This is a genomic window from Exiguobacterium sp. K1 (assembly GCF_033721435.1).
GTDB classification, from domain to species: Bacteria; Bacillota; Bacilli; order Exiguobacteriales; family Exiguobacteriaceae; genus Exiguobacterium_A; species Exiguobacterium_A artemiae.
On sequence record NZ_JAOTIT010000001.1, the window covers coordinates 153,241 to 172,836 of the forward strand.

Consider the following 19,596-nt stretch of genomic DNA (forward strand, 5'->3'; position numbering starts at 1 on the left):
TGAGGGGAGAATTGAACATGCGGACGACACAAGATGCGATTCGACATTTGGAACGAATTTCAGTTTATCTCGAAGTAAAAGGTGAAAACCCGTTTAAGATCAATGCGTTTCGAAAGGCAGCAAGTCTGCTCGAAGCAGCGGAACTTGATTTCATGGCGATCGAAGACTTTACAGCGATGAAAGGAATCGGAAAAGGAACGGCAACGGTCCTTGAAGAATTCCGTGAAACCGGAACGAGTACCGCATTGACGGAACTTGAGCAACAGGTCCCGGAAGGATTGATTGCCTTACTGAAGATTCCGGGACTTGGTGGAAAGAAACTCGCGAAACTGCATGAAGTCGGTGTCATTGATGCAGATTCCTTCGCTGAGAAACTGGCAGATGGTACAGTGGAAGCAATGCCGGGCTTCGGGAAAAAGACCGTGGAAAAATACAGTAAGGCACTGGAAACATTTGAGACACGGCCGGAACGGTTACCGTACGGTGTCATGCGAAAGAGTGTCAGTGAGCTGGAGCGGACGTTAGCCGGGATCGATCAAATCATCCGTTTTGAAGTCGGGGGCAGTTTCCGGCGCGCGGAAGAGACGTGTAAGGATCTCGATTTCATCATCTCGACGGACCATCCAAAAGAAGTGAAGGCGCAATTACTTGAAATTGAACAAATCGATGAAATCATTGCTGCCGGGGACACCAAAGTCTCAATCGTTTTGAAGCGGGATGATGCTTACATCGCAGTTGATTTCCGATTGGTGGACGACTTGGCATTTGCTTCGACGTTACATCACTTTACGGGATCAAAAGATCATAATGTCCGGATGCGGCAACTGGCGAAAGAACGCGGTGAAAGTATCTCGGAATACGGAGTCGAAACGAAAGACGGACTGTTCCAACCGAAAACGGAACAGGAACTGTTTGCCCGTTATGACCTGCCGTTCATCCCGCCGGAACTGCGGGCAGGACGTCAGGAGTTCGAAGCGGATTTAAATATGTTGATTCAGGAAAAGGACATTCAAGCAGATGTCCATATGCATACAACGTGGTCGGACGGTACGTTATCCGTTGATGAACTGGTTGATGCCTGTGCGGCACGGGGATACTCCTGGATGGCCATTACCGATCACAGTAAATATATGAAGTTCGTCAATGGATTGACGGAAGAACGATTGCGGAAACAGCGCGTCGAAATTGAAGCGGCACGAAAGAAACATCCGGAGATGACGATTTTATGCGGTGTTGAGATGGATATTCTACCGGACGGATCACTCGATTATGAGGATGACTTCTTAAAAGAAATGGATTACGTCATCGCTTCGATCCATTCGAAGTTTGATCAGACGGAAGAGGAAATCATGCAACGTCTTGAAAATGCCTGCCGCAATCCGTATGTCTCTTTGATTGCCCATCCGACCGGACGCATTATCGGACGCCGGGATGGATATGCAGTCAACATCGATCGACTGGTCGAACTGGCGGCTGAAACCGGGACGGCACTGGAAATGAATGCGAATCCCGGACGGTTTGATTTAACCGCCTCGTCACTGGCGAAAGCGAAGGCAGCTGGAGTCAAACTGATGATCAACACCGATACCCATCGTCCGGAAATGTTGGAAGATATGAAACTTGGGGTCCTTCATGCACGTAAAGCATATTTGGAACCATCTGATGTCATCAATACGTGGACTGCCAAAGAAGCACGTGCCTTTTTTGACCGAAAACGTTTAGGAGTGAAGTAAATGAATGCCAATGCACTACGTGTATTAGAATACGATAAATTAAAAGAACTACTCGCCAAACAAACCGCCAGTTCACTGGGGGCTCAGTTCGTGCGGAAAATGGAGCCGGCGGAAGATTTTGAGCAGGTGAAAGCGTTACTCGCTTTGACGACAGAAGCGACGACCGTTTACCGATTGCGCGACCGTTATCCATTTGGCGGACTGACGGATGTCCGCAGTGAAGTCAAGCGGGCGGAAATCGGATCTGTTCTCTCAACCAGTGAGTTACTTGCAGTGGCAGACGTCGTCTATTCCGGACGTCAAGTCAAGGCTTTCCAGGAACGTCTGCATGAAGATCATCCGGATCTCCGCTTACCGGCGCTTGACAGCCGGATTGAGCAGATTACAAAGCTGGTGGAAATCGAACAGGGTATTCGTCATGCGATTGATGACCAGGGAACGGTTCAAGACTCGGCAAGCGACAAACTTCGGGCTTTACGGAGTCAGCTTCGCTCACTCGAAGGTCAAGTCCGGTCGAAAATCGACGGCGTCTTACGCAGTAAGTCGAAGATGTTGTCCGATGCCATCGTCACGATGCGAAATGACCGTTACTGTGTGCCGGTCAAGCAGGAGTACCGTCAAGCCTTTGGCGGAATCGTCCATGACCAATCGGCATCCGGTGCGACACTGTTCATCGAACCGCAAGCCGTCGTTGCGGCCAACAATGAAATCCAGGAAGCACGCCTCAAAGAGCGGGCGGAAATCGAACGGATTTTAGCTCAACTTTCAGCGCTTGTCGGCTCAGTCGGCGATTCGCTCCGCATCAACGTCGACGTCCTGGCGGAGCTCGATTTCATCATGGCAAAAGCGTTATACGGACACACGATTCGTGCCGTCGAACCACGTTTAAATGAAAACCGCCACATCGTCTTGAAAGAAGCGCGTCATCCGTTCATTCCGGATGATGAGGTCGTTCCGATTACCGTGTCGCTTGGCGGGGAATTCACCTCACTCGTCATCACCGGACCGAACACCGGCGGGAAAACCGTCACGTTGAAAACGATTGGACTACTGCAATTGATGGTTCAATCCGGTTTATACGTTCCGGCAGCGGACGAGACGGAGTTGAGTGTCTTTGATGCGATTTATGCCGACATCGGAGATGAACAGTCCATTGAACAAAACTTGTCGACGTTTAGTTCTCATATGACGAACATCGTTTCAATGATGGGGAAAATTGATTTCATGAGTCTTGTCCTGTTTGATGAACTCGGTGCGGGAACGGATCCGACAGAAGGGGCGGCGCTTGCGATTGCCATCTTGGATGAAGTGAAACGACGCGGCGCACGTGTCGCTGCGACGACTCACTATTCGGAGCTGAAAGCATACGGCTACAACCGGGAAGGTGTCGTGAACGCCTCGATGGAGTTTGATGTCGAGTCGCTTAGTCCAACGTACCGGTTACTGATTGGTGTACCTGGACGTTCCAATGCCTTTGAAATTTCGAAACGGCTTGGGCTAGAGGATCGTGTCATCGATGCGGCCCGTGATCAAGTTGGAACGGATGCGCAGTCCGTCGAAACGATGATCGGACGGCTGGAAGAAGCGAAACAACGTGCTGAATCCTTGGAACGGGAATTGCTGCAGGAACAACAACGATTGGTGGAAGAACGGGAAGAGTTCGAGCGGGAACAGGCGGAGATTCATCAAGAGAAAAATGAAATTCTCGCCAAAGCAGAAGAAAAAGCAACGCGTGCCGTCGAACGGGCACAAAAAGAAGCAGAAGCTGTCATTAAGCGTCTGAAAGAATTACGGGACGCGGGAGCTGTCAAAGAGCACGAACTGATTGAAGCCCGGAAACAGCTCGAGCAAGCGAAACCTTCGTTACAAGATCAACGGATTGCCAAGGTCAAAGCAAAAACCAATCAGGCTCCGGTCTTTGCCAAAGGCGAAGAAGTAAAAGTAACGACCTTTAACCAAAAAGGATATATCATCAATCAAAATTCAAATGGTGAATATACAGTACAGGTTGGAATCATGAAAGTAAACGTCAAGCCGAGTGATTTAGCCAAGGTCGGGGAAGTCAAATCGGCTTCGAAAACCAAAAAACGATCCGGCGGAACAAGTATCACGAAGCAGTCTGCTGCTTCAGCCGAGTTGGATTTACGCGGTGTCCGGGTCGAGGAAGGACTGGCAAAACTCGATCGGTTCATGGATCAGGCACTGCTGTCCAACTACGAACAGATTCGTGTCATCCATGGTCTTGGAACAGGAGCGATGCGTCAAGGAGTACAAGAATACCTTCGTGGAAACCGTCATGTCAAAACCCATCGCTTAGGCGGTCAGGGTGAAGGTGGACATGGTGTAACGATCATCGAATTGAAATGAGGCGCGGATAGGTGAATATTTTTGAAAACGTCTATGTCTACACGACCGCTTTATATTCGGTTGCGGGACTGTTGATCATCATGGGGTTGGCACTTTTTGAGTTGACAACCCGGTACCGGAACTGGGAACATATCAAGAGTGGAAACATTGCTGTTGCTCTCGCGACCGGCGGGAAAATCATCGGTTTGGCAAATATCGTCCATTTTGCCGTCCAAAGTGAACAGCGTGTCGGGGCGATTTTTTTAGAAAGTGCCTTCGGATTTTTACTGTTGATTTCGACCTATTGGATTTTTGAATTTTTAACTCCGAATCTTCCGGTCGACCGGGAGATCGAAAAAGGAAATATCGCTGTCGGCATCATCTCCTGTTCGTTATCGATCGGGATGTCTTATGTGATCGGTTCAGCGTTAGTGGGGTGAACAGGTGTTAGAACGATTAGCGAAAATCATGTTTGGCGTATCGATTGCCTTTTTGGTCGTCGGTCTGCTGTGGGTTTTTATGAATTAAAAGAACTGGCTCTGCTAAGTGATTATTCCGTACTGAGATCGATTCAGTACGGAATTTTTATTGGCAGGACACAAAAAAATGAAGGAGGAGACGACTATGAACGTCAAAAAAACCAATACCAATGAAATACGGCGCCGCGCCTTTGAAGCGATGCAATTGATTTCCTGGAAAGATATTTTTTGGGTGATCATCGGCTCAGCTATCTTGGCGTTCGGCATCAACTACTTTACGATTCCGAATGATTTGTCAGAAGGAGGATTGATCGGGATTACGGTCATCTTCTACTACCTGTACGGATGGGATACCGGCTTAGTCTCGTTAATTGCCAATGCACTGCTGTTTGTCGTCGGCTACCGTTTCTTAAGTCGGAAAACGATGATCTATTCCGTCATTTCCGTCGCAACGACATCCTTTGTCCTGTCGTCGACAGCGTCGCTCGCGACGACTTCCGACAGCCGGCTGATCGGGACGGTGTATGCCGGAATCTTGATCGGTCTTGGAATCGGTCTTGTCATCCGGGCAGGCGGGACGACCGGCGGTGGTGTCATCATCGCCCGGTTAATGAACAAATACCTGAACTTAGGGATTGCCGTGTCGATGTTCATCATCGACGTGACAGTCGTCGGAGCCTCCGGATTTTTGTTTGGGGAAGAAACGATGCTTTATACGCTGATTGCAATCATCATTGGTTCGTATTTAATTGATTTGGTCAGCGAAGGATTGAATGTCCGTGAAGCCGTGACGATCATCAGTCATCGCCAGGAAGAAATCGCTACGATTTTGACCGAAACACTCGGACGCAGTGCGACCGTCATCCACAGCCACGGTCATTTCACAAAACAGAAAAACGATATGTTATATATGATTGTCGATAAGCGCCAGCTCGCGCCATTGAAACAAATCGTCGAAGCGGCGGATCCGCGTGCCTTTGTCGTCATTCATAAAGTACGGGAAGTCATCGGGGAAGGGTTTACCTATCCATCCCGTTAAACCGATTCAAAAGACCACTTGTGAAACAGCGCAAGTGGTCTTTTTGATGAGTTTCAAATATCTATTATTTGGAAAAAATGAAATTTATTTTAACAGAAGACTAGCCGTGTTAGCTGAAATACACGTATAATAAAAATGAATAGTAATTCAGTTACAGGGAGGGAATGGAATGGATTCAGCATGGTTAAAGGATTATCCAGAACAAGTACCTGCATCGATCAACTATCGTGAAGTACCGCTTTATCAAGCACTTGAAGAGGCGGCAAATGAATTTCCGGAGCGGAGAGCGCTTAGTTTTCTCGGGAAACGAATGACGTTCCAGGAAGTGCGCCATGAAGCGCGGAGCTTTGCAAAAGTCCTGCAGGATGCCGGTCTTGAGAAGGGCGACCGGGTCGGTTTGATGTTGCCGAACTGTCCACAGTATATGATCAGTTACTACGCGGTGTTGTACGCCGGTGGAATCGTCGTTCAGGTCAATCCGTTGTATACCGACCGCGAACTGGAACAGATTTTGGACGATTCGGGGGCGAAGATGCTCGTCACACTCGATTTGCTGTATCCGAAAGCATCGCGTGTCAAAGCAAAGACGTCTTTAAAAACCGTTGTCACGACAAGCATTGCTGACTACCTTTCATTTCCTAAAAATAAACTGTATCCGATCAAGTCCCGTAAAGACAATAACATCATCATTGATACGACGGGATCCATTCCGTTTCTTTCTCATCGCGGAAGTACGATGATTGAACCGGTGAACATCAACCCAAAAGAAGATATCGCAGTGTTACAATATACAGGTGGAACGACCGGTGCGCCTAAAGGTGTTATGTTGACGCACTTTAATCTCAGTGCCAATGTCGAGCAGATCAGTCATTGGTTCTATAAATATTCTCGGGGAGACGGGCGGAAATTGTTGGCAGTCGTCCCATACTTCCATGTCTACGGTATGACATGTAACTTGAACTTCGGTATGTTCAATGCGTACGAACAAATTATTTTGCCGAAATTCGACTTGGAACAGGTCCTGAAGACGATTGATAAAGAAAAACCGAGTCTGTTTCCCGGCGCTCCGACGATGTATGTCGGACTGTTAAATCATCCGAAACTAAAGAAATATGATTTATCCTCGATCGAAGCATGTATTTCCGGATCAGCACCGCTTCCGGTCGAAGTACAAGAGAAGTTTGAACAGGTGACAGGCGGACGGATCGTCGAAGGGTATGGCTTGTCGGAAACAAGTCCCGTGACGCATACGAACTGTATCTGGGATAAACGTGTTCCGGGAACAGTCGGGATTCCGGTTCCGGATACAATCGCTAAAATCGTTCAACCGGACGGAGAGACGCCTGCTGCACCTGGAGAGATCGGAGAGATTCTTGTCCGTGGCCCGCAAGTTATGAAAGGATATTGGAAACGTCCTGAAGATACACAGGCTGTTCTGCGTGACGGATGGTTGCATACGGGAGATCTTGGATATGTCGGCGAGGATCATTATTTCCGGATTGTCGATCGGAAAAAAGATTTAATTATCGCATCGGGATTCAATATCTATCCACGGGAAGTCGAAGAGATTTTGTACGAACATCCGGCGGTCAAAGAAGCGGTCGTCATCGGTGTACCGGATGCTTACCGGGGTGAAACCGTCAAAGCCTTCATCGTTCTGAAAGATGACGTGCAGACGACGGAAGAGGAACTGGATCAGTTTTGCCGGAAAAGTTTAGCATCATTCAAAGTGCCGAAACAATATGAGTTCAGACAAGAGTTGCCGAAAACGTTTGTCGGGAAAATCCTGCGTCGTGTCTTAGTCGAGGAAGAACGGGCAAAACAACTGGAAGAAAGCAGTTGACAGCTCAAAATGACATGTTAGAATAAATATGAATGAACCATCATTCATTTTATGTGTTAGGAGATAGCCTTATGAAAAGAACGATGTCTAAGAGTGATCGCATCATTGATGCGGCAGTAAAGGTGATTGCGAAAAACGGCTACCACGGTGCCAAAGTGACAGCTATCGCAAAAGAAGCAGGCGTAGCGGATGGAACGATTTATCTTTACTTTAAGAACAAGGAGCACTTATTAATTTCTTTGTTCCAAGCCAAGATGGGCAGTTTCATCGAGTATTCGGAAGCACAGATCGCACATCATCAGTCAGCGACACAACAACTGGCAGGGCTCATCGAAGCACACCTTGAACAGTTATCGGTTGATTATGATTTGGCCGTCGTCACGCAAATCGAGTTACGCCAATCGAATCAAGAGATGCGGCATAATATCGCAACGGTTTTAAAACCGTATCTTCATCTGATTGATCGTGTGATTCGAAACGGGATGGAATCGGGAGAGTTCTCAAACGAGCTGGATTATCGTTTGGCGCGGCAAATGGTGTTCGGCACGATTGACGAGGTCGTGACGAGCTGGATGGCGAGCGGATTTAAATACGAGTTGCTCGAAACGCGTCACGGGATTCATCGCATGTTAATTAAAGGGCTGAGTTAAGCCCTTTTCATGAAAAATTTTTTGTAAGCGGATACAAAAATGATGGTGGTCAATAGAAGTTGATACGAGGGGGAACGAAGAATGGAAATCTACGTCTTGTTAAAACGAACATTTGATACGGAAGAAGCAATTCAGCTCGAAAATGGTCAAATCGAAGAGGATGGTGCAGAATTCATCATCAATCCTTATGATGAATATGCAGTCGAAGAAGCGATCCGTGTACGGGATGCCCAATCTGGAACCGTGACGGTCGTAACGGTCGGACCGGAAGATGCAGACAAAGAACTCCGGACAGCGCTCGCGATGGGAGCCGATCAAGCAGTCCGAATCTCAATTGAAGACGATATTGAGGAAGCCGATCATTATTCGATTTCAGAAGTATTGGCCGGATATCTCAAGGAACAGACAGTCGATTTAATCATCGCCGGAAACGTCGCCGTTGACGGCGGAAGCGGACAAGTCGCTCCGCGTGTCGCAGAACTGCTTGATATTCCGTACGTCACAACAATCACGAAGCTTGAGTTGAACGGAACGGATGCCGTCGTGACACGTGACTCGGAAGGGGATACGGAAGTCATTAAAACATCGTTGCCGTTGCTCGTCACAGCCCAACAAGGATTAAATGAACCTCGTTATCCAAGCCTGCCGGGTATCATGAAGGCGAAAAAGAAACCACTCGAGGAACTTGAATTATCGGATCTGGAATTAGACGAGGATGAGTTGGCACCGCGTCTTGAGACGATTGAACGCTTTTTGCCGCCAAATAAAGCAGCCGGTAAAATTCTAGAAGGTGATTTGTCGACACAAGTCCAGGAACTCGCTTCATTATTACGCAACGAAGCAAAAGTTGTTTAAGGGGGAAGAAACGATATGTCAAAAGCACTTGTACTTGCAGAATCACGGGACGGGAATTTACGAAATGTGTCATTTGAAGCCATCGCAGCGGCAAATCTCGTTGCAGATGAAGTCGTAGTTGCCTTAATCGGACAAAATGTGGCGGCAGATGCCGCACAACTCGCGACACGAGGAGCACATCAGGTTCTTGTCGTTGAAGACGAACGATTGCAGCATTATACACCGGACGGATACGGACAAGTCTTCATGCAGTTGTTGGAACGTGTCGCGCCGGACGTCATCGTCTTTGGTCATACGTCACTCGGTAAAGATCTATCACCGAAAATCGCAGCGAAACTGCAGGCAGGATTAATCAGTGATGTGACGTCGATCGAAGGCAGCGGAGCAGATGCTTCTTTCATCCGACCGATCTATTCCGGAAAAGCCTTTGAAAAAGTAAAAGTTTCAGAAGGAAAAACGCTCTTCACCGTCCGCCCGAACAATATCGAGCCGTTGGCGGAAGGAACTTCAGAAGGAACGGTTGAATCCGTAACCGTTGAGTTGAAGGATCTGCGTACTATCGTTTCAGAAGTCGTCCGAAAAGCAACGGGTGGTGTCGATCTGTCGGAAGCGAAAGTCATTGTCGCAGGCGGTCGTGGTGTCAAGAGTTCAGACGGTTTTGCACCCCTTCAAGAGTTGGCGGATTTGCTCGGTGGTGCAGTAGGTGCATCACGTGGAGCGTGTGACGCAGACTATTGCGATTACGCGTTGCAAATCGGTCAGACGGGGAAAGTGGTCACACCGGACTTATACATCGCTTGCGGTATTTCCGGTGCGATTCAACATTTAGCCGGGATGTCGAATGCGAAAGTCATCGTCGCCATCAACAAAGATCCGGAAGCGAACATCTTCTCGGTCGCAGATTACGGAATCGTCGGCGATTTGTTTGATGTCGTGCCGTTACTAACGGCAGAATTCAAAAAAATGCTTGTCCATTAAGAAGCGGGGGAAGAAGCAAAGAGCAACTTCTTTGCTTCTTTTTTTGCGTATAACTTGTCTGAGCAGTTTCGTTTGCTGTAAGGTAGGGCTGTGCTATACTCAAGTCAGTAAAAAGATGGGTTGGATTCACAAGTCGATCCCGTCTAAAAATAGGAGGTTTTTCTCAATGGCAATCGTACACGCAACTAGCCAATCGTTTAAAGAAGATACACAAGAAGGTCTCGTTCTCGTTGATTTCTGGGCAACATGGTGCGGACCTTGTCGCATGCTTGCTCCGGTTCTCGAAGAACTTGATGCAGACATGGAAAACGTTAAAATCGTTAAAGTCGACGTTGACGCTAACCCGGAAGTCGCTGGAGCTTTCCAAGTCCAAAGCATTCCGACACTCGTCTTATTCAAAGACGGTCAACCGGTCAACAAAACAATGGGCTTCATGCCTAAAGATGCTTTAAAAGAATTCGTTGAAACATCTAACTAATTCTAAACGCTATTCAAAAGGCATTCCGTCAATCGACGGAATGCCTTTTTTGTATTGAATCAATCTATCGGTGAACAAAGTTCAATCAAGTGACCGTCCGGGTCAAGCACATAGGCGACTGTTTGCCCCCATGGTTTTTCAGTCGGAGGCAAAACGGTCTGGTGACCGGCATTTTTGATCTGCTCATACAAATGAGCGACATCTTCCGTCACAAAACCGAGTTCGATCGATTGTTGAACGGTTTTATCCGGGATTTCATAGGGAATCATGGAACGAACGTCTTCTTTTGTGTTGAAGGCAAGAATTGTCGATCCGGTATCAAACTCCGTATAACTTCCGTGCTCCGCTTTAATCGGCAACCCGAGCAGACCGTTGTAAAACCGACGGGTCTTCACGGGATCCGTAATATAAAGAATCGTATAGCCGTAGTGAACCATGTCGAAACCTCACTTTCCTTAATCAGTCTTCAAGTAATGAAGCAATGTCGGATGCCGGTGTCGGGTAGGCAAAACTTGTTTTTTGCAGGGCGGAGCTTGGAATCCGGTGTTGCATCGCGAACGAAAAGTAATTGGCCAATTCTGCGGCATGGACGCCGATGAAGTGCGCCCCGAGAATCTGATCGTCTTCGCCGATCAATACTTTGGCCCGGGCAAACGGATCTTTAATCCGGACATTTGTTTGCCAACCCGAAGTATCAATTAATTTTCCGCGGTATTTTGTATTGTTTTGTTTTAGACTGGCTTCCGTCTGTCCGACTTTTGCAAGATTCGGCGTCGTAAAGACGATGCTCGGCACAGGCAATAACTCGAGTCGTCGTGTATTACCCTCCAACATATTACAAGCCGCAAGACGTCCTTCCGTCCCCGCAAAAGGAGTCAAGGCAGGGTTTCCGCTGACGGCGACGTCGCCCGCTGCATAAATGTTCGGAGCGGAAGACTGCAGATAGTCATTCACATGGATTCCTTTTTCTTCGTAAACAACGCCTGCTTTTTCAAGTTGCAAATGTTTGATGCTTGCGATACGGCCTGTCGCATTCAAGACGACATCGGCTTCCAGGCGTGTCCCGTCGGAAAGCGTCAATGTCGTATCCGAGTAGGAAACCGCTTCTGTTTCATGAAGAATCTCAATGCCGAGTGCTTGTGTCGCTTCAAGCAAGACAGAAACCAGTTCCTGCTCAAATTGTTTCAGGGCATTGGAACGAAGAAGAATCGTCACTTCAGCACCGGCGATTCGTGCCAGGTGAGCGAATTCAAAAGAAATATAGCCTCCACCGATACAGACCAAACGACGGGGCACATCACGCAATTCCAAAAATTCATTGCTGTTGAGGAAACGTTCGCTTCCGGGAACAGATAACTCGCGTGGACGAAGTCCTGTCGCAATTAAAAATTGTTCGGCTTCCAGTTCGATGTCGTCGACCACAAGTCTTTTATTGGATAGGAAACGGGGTTCCCCATGGTAATAGTCAATCCCCAACTCATCGTACCGATTTCGGGTTTGTTCCGGAATCGCCCGCGTATATTCATTTTTCCGTTCCATCAGTTGACGCCAGTCGATGGAGACAAGCCCTTTCAGCCCGTAACCGAGTAAACGTTCAACGGCATCCTTCGCTTCGCTGCCGGTCAACAGAATCTTTTTGGCATCACAACCGCGCTGAGCGCATGTTCCGCCCGGCGTGAAATTTTCGATAATGGCAACGTTCAGTCCTTTTTCAGCAAATTTATAAGCCGCTTGGTTACCGGCTGACCCTGTACCTATTACAATGCAATCGTATGTACGCATTTTTTATCCCCCATGTGTCATAATCAATGTATGATATTTACCCTATAACGTAAAACTAGAAACGGTGGAAGGAGACATTTTTGTGAGTCATCAAGAACATATTAAGGCGAAATTATCCCTTTTACCTGACGAACCAGGTTGTTATCTGCATAAAAATCAATTCGACGAGGTCATTTATGTCGGAAAAGCTAAAAATTTAAAGAACCGTGTCCGGTCTTATTTTACCGGGGCACACGATTTAAAGACAGAACGACTTGTCGCCGATATTCGGGACTTTGAATACATCATCACCGGAAGTGAGCTCGAAGCACTGCTTCTTGAGATGACCCTCATTAAAAAACATGATCCGAAATACAACATCATGCTCAAGGATGACAAATCCTATCCGTATCTCAAAATTACGAATGAGACGTATCCGCGTCTGATTACGACACGGAAATTAAAAAAAGACGGCGGACATTACTTCGGTCCTTATCCGAACGCTTATGCTGCCAATGAAACCAAACGTCTACTCGACCGGCTGTATCCGCTCCGGAAATGCCAGCCGATGCCGAAGAAACTGTGTTTGTACTACCACATCGGCCAGTGTCTCGGACCTTGTGAAATCCCCAATCTCGAAGGGGACCAAAAAGAGATTGTCTCGGAAATCCGTCGTTTCTTATCGGGGGAAACCAAAGACTTGATCCAGTCGTTGCAACACAAGATGAGTGGTGCAGCGGAAGCGATGGAATTCGAACGGGCAGGGGAACTGCGCGATCAAATTCGGGCGATTGAATCGATCATGAACAAACAGAATATGATTACGGCAGATCTGACCTCGCGGGATGTCTTCGGAATTTATGTCGACAAGGGATGGATGTGTGTGCAGGTCTTTTTCCTGCGCGGCGGAAAAATGATTGAGCGTGATGTCTCGCTGTTTCCGATTTACGGGACGCCGGCCGAAGAACTCGAGAGTTTTATCGTCCAGTTCTATGAAAAAAATATCAAGCCAAGCGAGATTTATGTACCGCCCCTCGTCAATCAGATGCTGCTCAAAGAGGCGCTTAATGTACGTGTCCATGTGCCGGTACGCGGATCAAAACGCAAGTTGCTCGATCTTGCGACGAAAAATGCCGAAAATGCAATCGGGGAACGTTTCGAATTGATCGCCCGGGATGAAAAGAAAACCGTTCAAGCCGTTCAGGAACTCGCTGATGCGATTGACGTTCATCCGCTATCGCGGATCGAAATCATTGATAATGCCAACATTCAAGGAGCGGATGCCGTCTCGGCCCTTGTCGTGTTCGAAGACGGGAAACCGCTCAAAAAAGAATACCGGAAATTTAAAATCAAAACCGTCAAAGGGCCGGACGACTATGAATCGATGCGGGAAATCGTCAGACGGCGCTACCGGCGTTTATTGCTCGAAGGCGCACGATTGCCGGATCTTGTCCTGATTGACGGCGGGCTCGGTCAATTAAATGCGGCACTTGAAGTCATTCAAGATGAATTAGGGTTATCCCTGCCGGTCGGTTCACTGAAAAAAGACGATAAACACCGGACAAGTCAACTCTTATTCGGGGAAGGCGGGCAGTTGATTGAGCTCCATCCGCGTTCGAGTGCATTTTATTTGCTGCAACGTATGCAGGACGAGGTCCACCGGTTTGCCATCACGTTCCACCGTTCACTGCGCTCAAAAGGAATGACCCGCTCGCTGCTTGACGACATTCCTGGAGTGGGACCGAAACGTCGTCAACAACTGATCCGTCATTTCGGATCGATGCGGAGCTTAAAAAAAGCGAACATCGAACAGCTGACGGAGGCCGGTTTACCGGTCAAATTGGCAGAAACCGTGGCGGAATATCTCAGTCAGACAAATGAAGAATAAAAAAACGCGTCGTTCTCTCGATTTTCTAATAGAAACCGAGAGGACAACGCATTTTTTATAGTAATTTTTTAGAATAGGTGAATACCTTAGTTTTAGTTATTGATATATTTTTCGTAGAACGAACCAAAGTCTTTTTGATTCCATTTGTAATAATGACCTTGTAACCAGTCGAATGACTCTTGGGACAAATCTTTGAACGTTTGCGGGACGTTCATATCGCCTTGGCGCAAACCACCGAGAATCGTGACGGAATGATTCAGGGAACTGTTGGCGAACTCAAGCATTTTTTGTCCTTCATATTGCTTTTCGGCAATGGCAAGAAGTGCTTTGTAGAGATCCTTCACATGCTCGAGCTGTTTTTTATCGACATCAATCGAATAATGTTTCCCGCCGATTTCGAACTTGATTTCGACATCAAGATCGACGGTGCCGGCTGTTTCAAACATGACATGACGAATCGGATAATGTGCATATGGATAACGGTAGAGAACACGTTTTGAACTGACCGCACTTTCGCCGTCCAGGTGAACGAGCGCCAGATTCGTAAAGCAGTACTCATCTGTTTTCGATTTGATTAAAAAATAAATTTTTTCGCCGTCTTCGTGTAACACGTAGTCATCCGCGGCGGCCTTGTCAAAATCGTCCGGGTGAATCACTTGCCCAATATCACTGAATCCTGTTAAATCGGCTGCTAGTTTCTTGAACATAAAAATTCCTCCTTTGGTAGATGCGACTGAATACTGATACGGCAATCAAACGAAAAGGTTTCATGTTTCAAGAATTCGAGGTCTGTCTTAAAACTCCTGTATGGATTTCAAATGGAGCGTTCAATCGGATCTTTCGGATCGATCTCAATCAAAATCTGGACATGAGTTTTATTCAATTCCGCGTATCCTTCAGCGACACAACCGTTCAGTCTGGAGAATTGTTCCGCTAAAAACCCGGCTTCTAACTGGAAGTAGCCTGCCGGTCGGTCGAGACGCGTTGATTCAGGTGGGGTTAATAAAAAACTCAAAGAGTTCCCTTTTTGTTTTTTTAGTTCGAGATGTCCCCAACCAGCTTCATGGAAAAAGGGAGGTGCTTCTTCGGCACTCAAGACCGGAAATTCACGTGCCAGTCGCTTTCCTGCCCAATAGATGACATGGCGGTAATCTGTTCCTAATAAATCCATCAGCACATAGTCACGAATCAGTTCGATTCCGAATGTGGAAGAGGGGGTTGGTACTGAATCCATCAACAATCACTCCTATCTCTGAAACTATTATAGCGGGGTAATTCTCCTCGGTCATTGTTTTCCTAAAAAAATTTGCAGTTATTTGCAGTTAAATGCAACAGCTCGGGTTGTCTTATAAAAAGGACAGGAGTAGAATAAGTGATGAAAAGACGAATTTCCTTATGAAAGCGCTTTTCTACCAAAATGCGCCAACGTTTGATTGGCAAACAAAAGGGGGGATTTGGATGGCGAATCATCGTGATTTCGTGGGGCGTAAAATACACTCACTGCTCGGCGTCATTCCAATCGGGTTATTTTTACTTTCTCATTTTACGACGAACTATTTCATCGTTCGTGGGGAGGAAGACTTTAATAAGGCTGCGGAAGTCGTGGGGAGCGTTCCGTATCGGTTGTTCTTGGAAGTGTTTGTCATCTTCATTCCAATCATCCTACACGGTATCTACGGTGTTTACATCGCGTTTACAGGTTCCGCGAACACAGGTCGTTATACATACTTCCGGAACTGGATGTATGTGCTACAACGCTTCTCAGGTATTTTCCTTGTCGTGTTCATCACATGGCACGTTTGGGAAACACGGATTGCCGCAGCAATGGGTACGGAAGTTGATGCGAGCATGATGCAAAATATCGTCGATAACGGATTCATGCTTGCCTTCTACATCGTCGGGATCCTGGCGACGACGTTCCACTTGGCAAACGGACTCTGGACGTTCTGCATCACATGGGGAATCACACAGTCACCCGCTTCTCAAAAAGCGATGTCTTATGTGGCAGCCCTCGTATTCATCGGATTATCGTTTGTAGGCGTACGCTCGATCTTGACGTTTGCAGGCGTGTTGTAAGGAAAGGGGAACTAACAACATGGCGAATAAGAATCTTGTCATCATCGGCGGAGGACTTGCCGGTTTGATGGCTACGATAAAAGCAGCAGAACAAGGTGTACCCGTCAAATTATTTTCTCTCGTGCCAGTCAAACGTTCACACTCCGTTTGTGCACAAGGGGGAATCAACGGGGCCGTCAATACAAAAGGAGAAGGTGACTCACCTTACCAGCATTTGGACGATACGGTGTATGGCGGCGATTTCTTAGCCAACCAGCCACCGGTTCAAAAAATGACGGAAGCGGCACCTAAAATCATCCACATGTTCGACCGGATGGGCGTCATGTTTAACCGGACACCGGAAGGATTACTTGATTTCCGTCGTTTCGGAGGAACATTGCATCACCGGACGGCTTATGCCGGTGCAACGACAGGACAACAATTGTTGTATGCACTTGATGAACAGGTCCGTAAATTTGAAGCGCAAGGTTTGGTAGAAAAATATGAAGGATGGGAATTCCTTCGTGCGATCATTGATGAAGAAGGGATTTGTCGTGGTGCGGTATGTCAAAACTTACGTTCGATGGAAATCGAAGCGTTTGCAGCTGACTCAGTCATTTTAGCAACAGGCGGTCCGGGTGTTATTTTCGGAAAATCAACCAACTCGGTCATCAACACAGGACAGGCAGCAGCAGCGGTTTACCGCCAAGGTGCCATTTACGCGAACGGGGAGTTCATTCAGATTCACCCGACAGCGATTCCGGGAGACGATAAACTCCGTCTCATGAGTGAATCGGCCCGCGGTGAAGGTGGACGTGTCTGGACGTATAAAGACGGTAAACCATGGTACTTCCTCGAAGAAAAATATCCGGCTTACGGAAATCTTGTGCCACGTGATATCGCGACGCGCGAAATCTTTGATGTTTGTGTCAATCAGAAGCTTGGTGTCAACGGGGAAAACATGGTCTATCTTGACCTTTCTCACAAAGATGCGAAAGAACTGGACGTCAAACTTGGCGGTATTCTTGAAATTTACGAGAAATTCGTCGGAGACGATCCACGAAAAGTACCGATGAAAATCTTCCCGGCAGTTCATTACTCAATGGGTGGACTATGGGTCGATTATGATCAAATGACGAATATCCCGGGATTATTTGCATCCGGCGAATGTGACTACTCGATGCACGGCGGGAACCGTCTGGGAGCGAACTCGTTGCTGTCTGCCGTCTACGGCGGAATGGTCGCAGGACCGGCAGCGATCGCCTACATGAACGATCTCGATCAATCCGTTCATGAGATGCCGGAAGAAGTCGTGGAAGCACACAAAATTGCTGAGATCAACCGTTTCAACGACATCCTCGCAATGGAAGGTACAGAAAATGCGTATCAAATCCACCGCGAACTCGGTGAAGTCATGACGGATAACGTCACAGTCGTTCGTTACAACGATAAACTCGAGCAGACGCTTGAGAAAATCAAGGAACTCCGCGACCGCTTCACACGCATTTCAGCGACGGACACAGCGCGTTGGAGCAACCAGGGTGCATCATTCATCCGTCAGCTCGATCATATGCTGGATCTTGCGGAAGCGATCACACTTGGAGCCTTGAAACGCGACGAGAGCCGTGGCGCCCATTACAAACCGGACTTCCCGGAACGTGATGACGAACGATTCTTGAAAACAACGATGGCCCGCTATACGAACGGTCATCCGGAAATCTATTACGAAGAAGTCGATACATCATTGATTCCACCGCGTAAGCGCGACTACAGCAAGAAGTCGAAGAAAGAGGTGAAGGCATAATGGCGACACCACTCGAACAGAAAACGAATCAAAAACCGGTTCAGTTCATCGTGCAACGTCAGGATGGACCGGACGGTAAAGCCTATGATGAAGCATTTGAAGTCCCTTACCGCCCGAATATGAACGTCATCTCGGCCTTGATGGAGATTCGTCGTAACCCGGTCAATGCAGCCGGAGAAAAAACGACGCCGATCAACTGGGACATGGGATGTCTCGAGGAAGTCTGCGGGGCGTGTTCAATGGTCATCAACGGAACACCCCGTCAGTCGTGTACGGCACTTGTCGACAAGCTCGAGCAACCGATTCGTCTGCAACCGATGCAAACGTTCCCTATTGTCCGTGACCTTCAAGTGGACCGTCAACGCATGTTTGACGCCTTGAAGAAAGTCAAAGCCTGGGTACCGATCGATGGTACGTACGACTTAGGCCCGGGACCGCGGATGCCGGAAAATAAACGCCAATGGGCATACGAGCTTTCAAAATGTATGACATGCGGTGTCTGTCTCGAAGCATGTCCGAACGTCAACGACCGGTCGAACTTCATCGGACCGGCATCGATTTCGCAAGTCCGTCTCTTCAATTCGCATCCGACCGGTGCGTTCCACAAGGAAGAGCGTCTTGAAGCCTTGATGGAAGACGGTGGAATCATGCAGTGCGGAAACGCACAAAACTGTGTGGAAGTATGTCCGAAAGGCATTCCATTGACGACATCCATCGCAGCGATGAACCGTCAGACGACATTGCATTCCTTTAAGAAATTCTTCGGCAGTGACGAAGGACGTACGGGAGAAGCAGTCAGTCGTTAAGACGAAAACGTAAAATTAAAGAAGGGGCGATGCTCCTTCTTTTTATATTTTAAGGAGGCAATGGTTGTGCGTGTACCCAGTTATATCAATGATTTAGACCAGTGGTTGGAACAGATGAAGCACGGCACGCGGCTGGATGTCGCGGTCCGCTTCGCTGAAACCGATGCTTACGGTCATATGAATAATCGAGTCCCGTTCGTTTATTTTGAAGATGTCCGGACGCTGATGCTCGAAGAAACAGGCTATTCGCTTGCTGACGACGGAATCGTCGTCGTAGCAGATGCGCAATGTAACTACATCCGCCAAGTCTATCCGCGGGCCCGTCTTGCCGTCTATGCGTATCCGGTGCAGGTCGGAACGGCTTCGTGTGATGTCCATTACGCGGCGTTCAGCGAACAAGAGGAATTGATGTTTACAGGTCGGACCTCGATGGTCCAAATCGATCGTTCCGGAAATGCGTTTCCGTGGAATGAAGCCTATAAAAATTCCTTGCAGAATCGATTCGAATCCGTTATCATTTGATAATGAGTTCACATATTCGAAAACGACTCACTAGTACGTTATTAGTGGAGGGAGATTTCTTAATCATGGAAAAAACATTCAAAGTCATCGCGGATTCAGGCATTCATGCTCGTCCGGCAACACAACTCGTCAACACAGCTTCTAAATTCCAATCAGACATCAACTTGGAATACAACGGAAAGACTGTAAACCTCAAGTCGATCATGGGTGTTCTTTCACTCGGAATCGCAAAAGACTCAGACATCAAAATCGTTGCAAACGGTGACGATGCTTCTGAAGCTATCACGACTCTTTCAGATATGCTGACAAGCGAAGGTCTTGCTCAGTAATCCTTTATCGTACATTCTTGGACGCCGGTC

Annotated in this window: 19 protein-coding genes; 15 read left to right on the forward strand and 4 right to left on the reverse strand. The window is 47.7% G+C overall.

The window, feature by feature from the left end:
• Positions 1 to 17 precede the first annotated feature (17 nt).
• The 9 genes from polX (at position 18) to trxA (ending at position 10,401) form a co-directional block, all read left to right on the forward strand.
• Positions 18 to 1,733, forward strand: a complete 1,716-nt coding sequence (polX, locus tag N7U64_RS00740) for a DNA polymerase/3'-5' exonuclease PolX (protein ID WP_318927902.1) — start codon at positions 18 to 20, stop codon at positions 1,731 to 1,733.
• Entirely contained in the window at positions 1,734 to 4,100 is a 2,367-nt protein-coding gene (locus tag N7U64_RS00745; RefSeq protein WP_214763397.1) for an endonuclease MutS2, read from the forward strand.
• A gap of 11 nt (positions 4,101 to 4,111) precedes the next feature.
• Positions 4,112 to 4,519 carry a DUF350 domain-containing protein gene (locus tag N7U64_RS00750; protein ID WP_012371039.1) on the forward strand — a complete coding sequence of 136 codons (408 nt, stop codon included), beginning with the start codon at positions 4,112 to 4,114 and terminating at the stop codon, positions 4,517 to 4,519.
• 184 nt (positions 4,520 to 4,703) lie between these two features.
• Complete coding sequence (locus tag N7U64_RS00755; RefSeq protein WP_147510646.1) at positions 4,704 to 5,597, forward strand: YitT family protein; 894 nt, start codon at positions 4,704 to 4,706, stop codon at positions 5,595 to 5,597.
• 169 nt (positions 5,598 to 5,766) lie between these two features.
• Positions 5,767 to 7,440: an AMP-binding protein gene (locus tag N7U64_RS00760; protein ID WP_318927910.1), complete on the forward strand. Its 1,674-nt coding sequence runs from the start codon at positions 5,767 to 5,769 to the stop codon at positions 7,438 to 7,440.
• Between the two features lie 71 nt (positions 7,441 to 7,511).
• Positions 7,512 to 8,090, forward strand: coding sequence for a TetR/AcrR family transcriptional regulator (locus N7U64_RS00765; protein ID WP_214763401.1), 579 nt, complete (start codon positions 7,512 to 7,514; stop codon positions 8,088 to 8,090).
• An 81-nt stretch (positions 8,091 to 8,171) separates the two neighbouring features.
• On the forward strand, positions 8,172 to 8,945 hold the full coding sequence (locus N7U64_RS00770; protein WP_012371035.1) for an electron transfer flavoprotein subunit beta/FixA family protein: 774 nt from the start codon (positions 8,172 to 8,174) through the stop codon (positions 8,943 to 8,945).
• A 15-nt stretch (positions 8,946 to 8,960) separates the two neighbouring features.
• A complete protein-coding gene (locus N7U64_RS00775) occupies positions 8,961 to 9,923 on the forward strand; it encodes an electron transfer flavoprotein subunit alpha/FixB family protein (protein WP_012371034.1) in 963 nt (320 codons plus the stop codon).
• 166 nt (positions 9,924 to 10,089) lie between these two features.
• Entirely contained in the window at positions 10,090 to 10,401 is a 312-nt protein-coding gene (gene trxA / locus N7U64_RS00780; protein ID WP_012371033.1) for a thioredoxin, read from the forward strand.
• Positions 10,402 to 10,460: 59 nt separating this feature from the next.
• Here trxA and N7U64_RS00785 read toward each other — a convergent pair whose 3' ends face one another.
• A complete protein-coding gene (locus N7U64_RS00785) occupies positions 10,461 to 10,838 on the reverse strand; it encodes a VOC family protein (RefSeq protein ID WP_318927912.1) in 378 nt (125 codons plus the stop codon).
• 22 nt (positions 10,839 to 10,860) lie between these two features.
• Positions 10,861 to 12,183 (reverse strand): dihydrolipoyl dehydrogenase family protein, encoded by a 1,323-nt coding sequence (locus N7U64_RS00790; protein ID WP_318927914.1) that lies wholly within the window; start codon positions 12,181 to 12,183, stop codon positions 10,861 to 10,863.
• A gap of 82 nt (positions 12,184 to 12,265) precedes the next feature.
• On the opposite strand from N7U64_RS00790, the gene uvrC reads away from it, so the two are divergent.
• Positions 12,266 to 14,050 (forward strand): excinuclease ABC subunit UvrC, encoded by a 1,785-nt coding sequence (gene uvrC / locus N7U64_RS00795; protein WP_318927916.1) that lies wholly within the window; start codon positions 12,266 to 12,268, stop codon positions 14,048 to 14,050.
• 92 nt (positions 14,051 to 14,142) lie between these two features.
• On the opposite strand, the gene N7U64_RS00800 is transcribed toward uvrC, so the two are convergent.
• Positions 14,143 to 14,757 carry a PH domain-containing protein gene (locus N7U64_RS00800; RefSeq protein WP_012371029.1) on the reverse strand — a complete coding sequence of 205 codons (615 nt, stop codon included), beginning with the start codon at positions 14,755 to 14,757 and terminating at the stop codon, positions 14,143 to 14,145.
• A gap of 107 nt (positions 14,758 to 14,864) precedes the next feature.
• Positions 14,865 to 15,284: a YslB family protein gene (locus N7U64_RS00805; protein ID WP_318927919.1), complete on the reverse strand. Its 420-nt coding sequence runs from the start codon at positions 15,282 to 15,284 to the stop codon at positions 14,865 to 14,867.
• A 224-nt stretch (positions 15,285 to 15,508) separates the two neighbouring features.
• Between N7U64_RS00805 and N7U64_RS00810 the strand changes: the two genes are divergently transcribed.
• From N7U64_RS00810 to N7U64_RS00830, 5 genes are all read left to right on the forward strand, one after another.
• The gene (locus tag N7U64_RS00810; protein WP_012371027.1) at positions 15,509 to 16,126 is read left to right on the forward strand and encodes a succinate dehydrogenase cytochrome b558 subunit; all 618 of its coding nucleotides are present in this window, start codon (positions 15,509 to 15,511) and stop codon (positions 16,124 to 16,126) included.
• A 19-nt stretch (positions 16,127 to 16,145) separates the two neighbouring features.
• Complete coding sequence (gene sdhA / locus N7U64_RS00815) at positions 16,146 to 17,909, forward strand: succinate dehydrogenase flavoprotein subunit (protein ID WP_012371026.1); 1,764 nt, start codon at positions 16,146 to 16,148, stop codon at positions 17,907 to 17,909.
• Entirely contained in the window at positions 17,909 to 18,715 is an 807-nt protein-coding gene (sdhB, locus tag N7U64_RS00820) for a succinate dehydrogenase iron-sulfur subunit (RefSeq protein WP_012371025.1), read from the forward strand. Before sdhA ends, sdhB begins: the two co-directional genes overlap by 1 nt.
• 60 nt (positions 18,716 to 18,775) lie before the next feature.
• Entirely contained in the window at positions 18,776 to 19,237 is a 462-nt protein-coding gene (locus N7U64_RS00825; protein ID WP_051525124.1) for an acyl-CoA thioesterase, read from the forward strand.
• A 65-nt stretch (positions 19,238 to 19,302) separates the two neighbouring features.
• On the forward strand, positions 19,303 to 19,566 hold the full coding sequence (locus tag N7U64_RS00830; RefSeq protein WP_012371023.1) for a phosphocarrier protein HPr: 264 nt from the start codon (positions 19,303 to 19,305) through the stop codon (positions 19,564 to 19,566).
• Positions 19,567 to 19,596: the final 30 nt, after the last annotated feature.

Coding starts and splice junctions, on each gene's coding strand:
- polX (WP_318927902.1), top strand. CDS start 18: ATGCGGACGACACAAGATGCGATTCGACATTTGGAACGAATTTCAGTT.
- N7U64_RS00745 (WP_214763397.1), top strand. CDS start 1,734: ATGAATGCCAATGCACTACGTGTATTAGAATACGATAAATTAAAAGAA.
- N7U64_RS00755 (WP_147510646.1), top strand. CDS start 4,704: ATGAACGTCAAAAAAACCAATACCAATGAAATACGGCGCCGCGCCTTT.
- N7U64_RS00760 (WP_318927910.1), top strand. CDS start 5,767: ATGGATTCAGCATGGTTAAAGGATTATCCAGAACAAGTACCTGCATCG.
- N7U64_RS00765 (WP_214763401.1), top strand. CDS start 7,512: ATGAAAAGAACGATGTCTAAGAGTGATCGCATCATTGATGCGGCAGTA.
- N7U64_RS00770 (WP_012371035.1), top strand. CDS start 8,172: ATGGAAATCTACGTCTTGTTAAAACGAACATTTGATACGGAAGAAGCA.
- N7U64_RS00775 (WP_012371034.1), top strand. CDS start 8,961: ATGTCAAAAGCACTTGTACTTGCAGAATCACGGGACGGGAATTTACGA.
- trxA (WP_012371033.1), top strand. CDS start 10,090: ATGGCAATCGTACACGCAACTAGCCAATCGTTTAAAGAAGATACACAA.
- N7U64_RS00785 (WP_318927912.1), bottom strand. CDS start 10,838: ATGGTTCACTACGGCTATACGATTCTTTATATTACGGATCCCGTGAAG.
- N7U64_RS00790 (WP_318927914.1), bottom strand. CDS start 12,183: ATGCGTACATACGATTGCATTGTAATAGGTACAGGGTCAGCCGGTAAC.
- N7U64_RS00800 (WP_012371029.1), bottom strand. CDS start 14,757: ATGTTCAAGAAACTAGCAGCCGATTTAACAGGATTCAGTGATATTGGG.
- N7U64_RS00805 (WP_318927919.1), bottom strand. CDS start 15,284: ATGGATTCAGTACCAACCCCCTCTTCCACATTCGGAATCGAACTGATT.
- N7U64_RS00810 (WP_012371027.1), top strand. CDS start 15,509: ATGGCGAATCATCGTGATTTCGTGGGGCGTAAAATACACTCACTGCTC.
- sdhA (WP_012371026.1), top strand. CDS start 16,146: ATGGCGAATAAGAATCTTGTCATCATCGGCGGAGGACTTGCCGGTTTG.
- sdhB (WP_012371025.1), top strand. CDS start 17,909: ATGGCGACACCACTCGAACAGAAAACGAATCAAAAACCGGTTCAGTTC.
- N7U64_RS00825 (WP_051525124.1), top strand. CDS start 18,776: ATGGTTGTGCGTGTACCCAGTTATATCAATGATTTAGACCAGTGGTTG.
- N7U64_RS00830 (WP_012371023.1), top strand. CDS start 19,303: ATGGAAAAAACATTCAAAGTCATCGCGGATTCAGGCATTCATGCTCGT.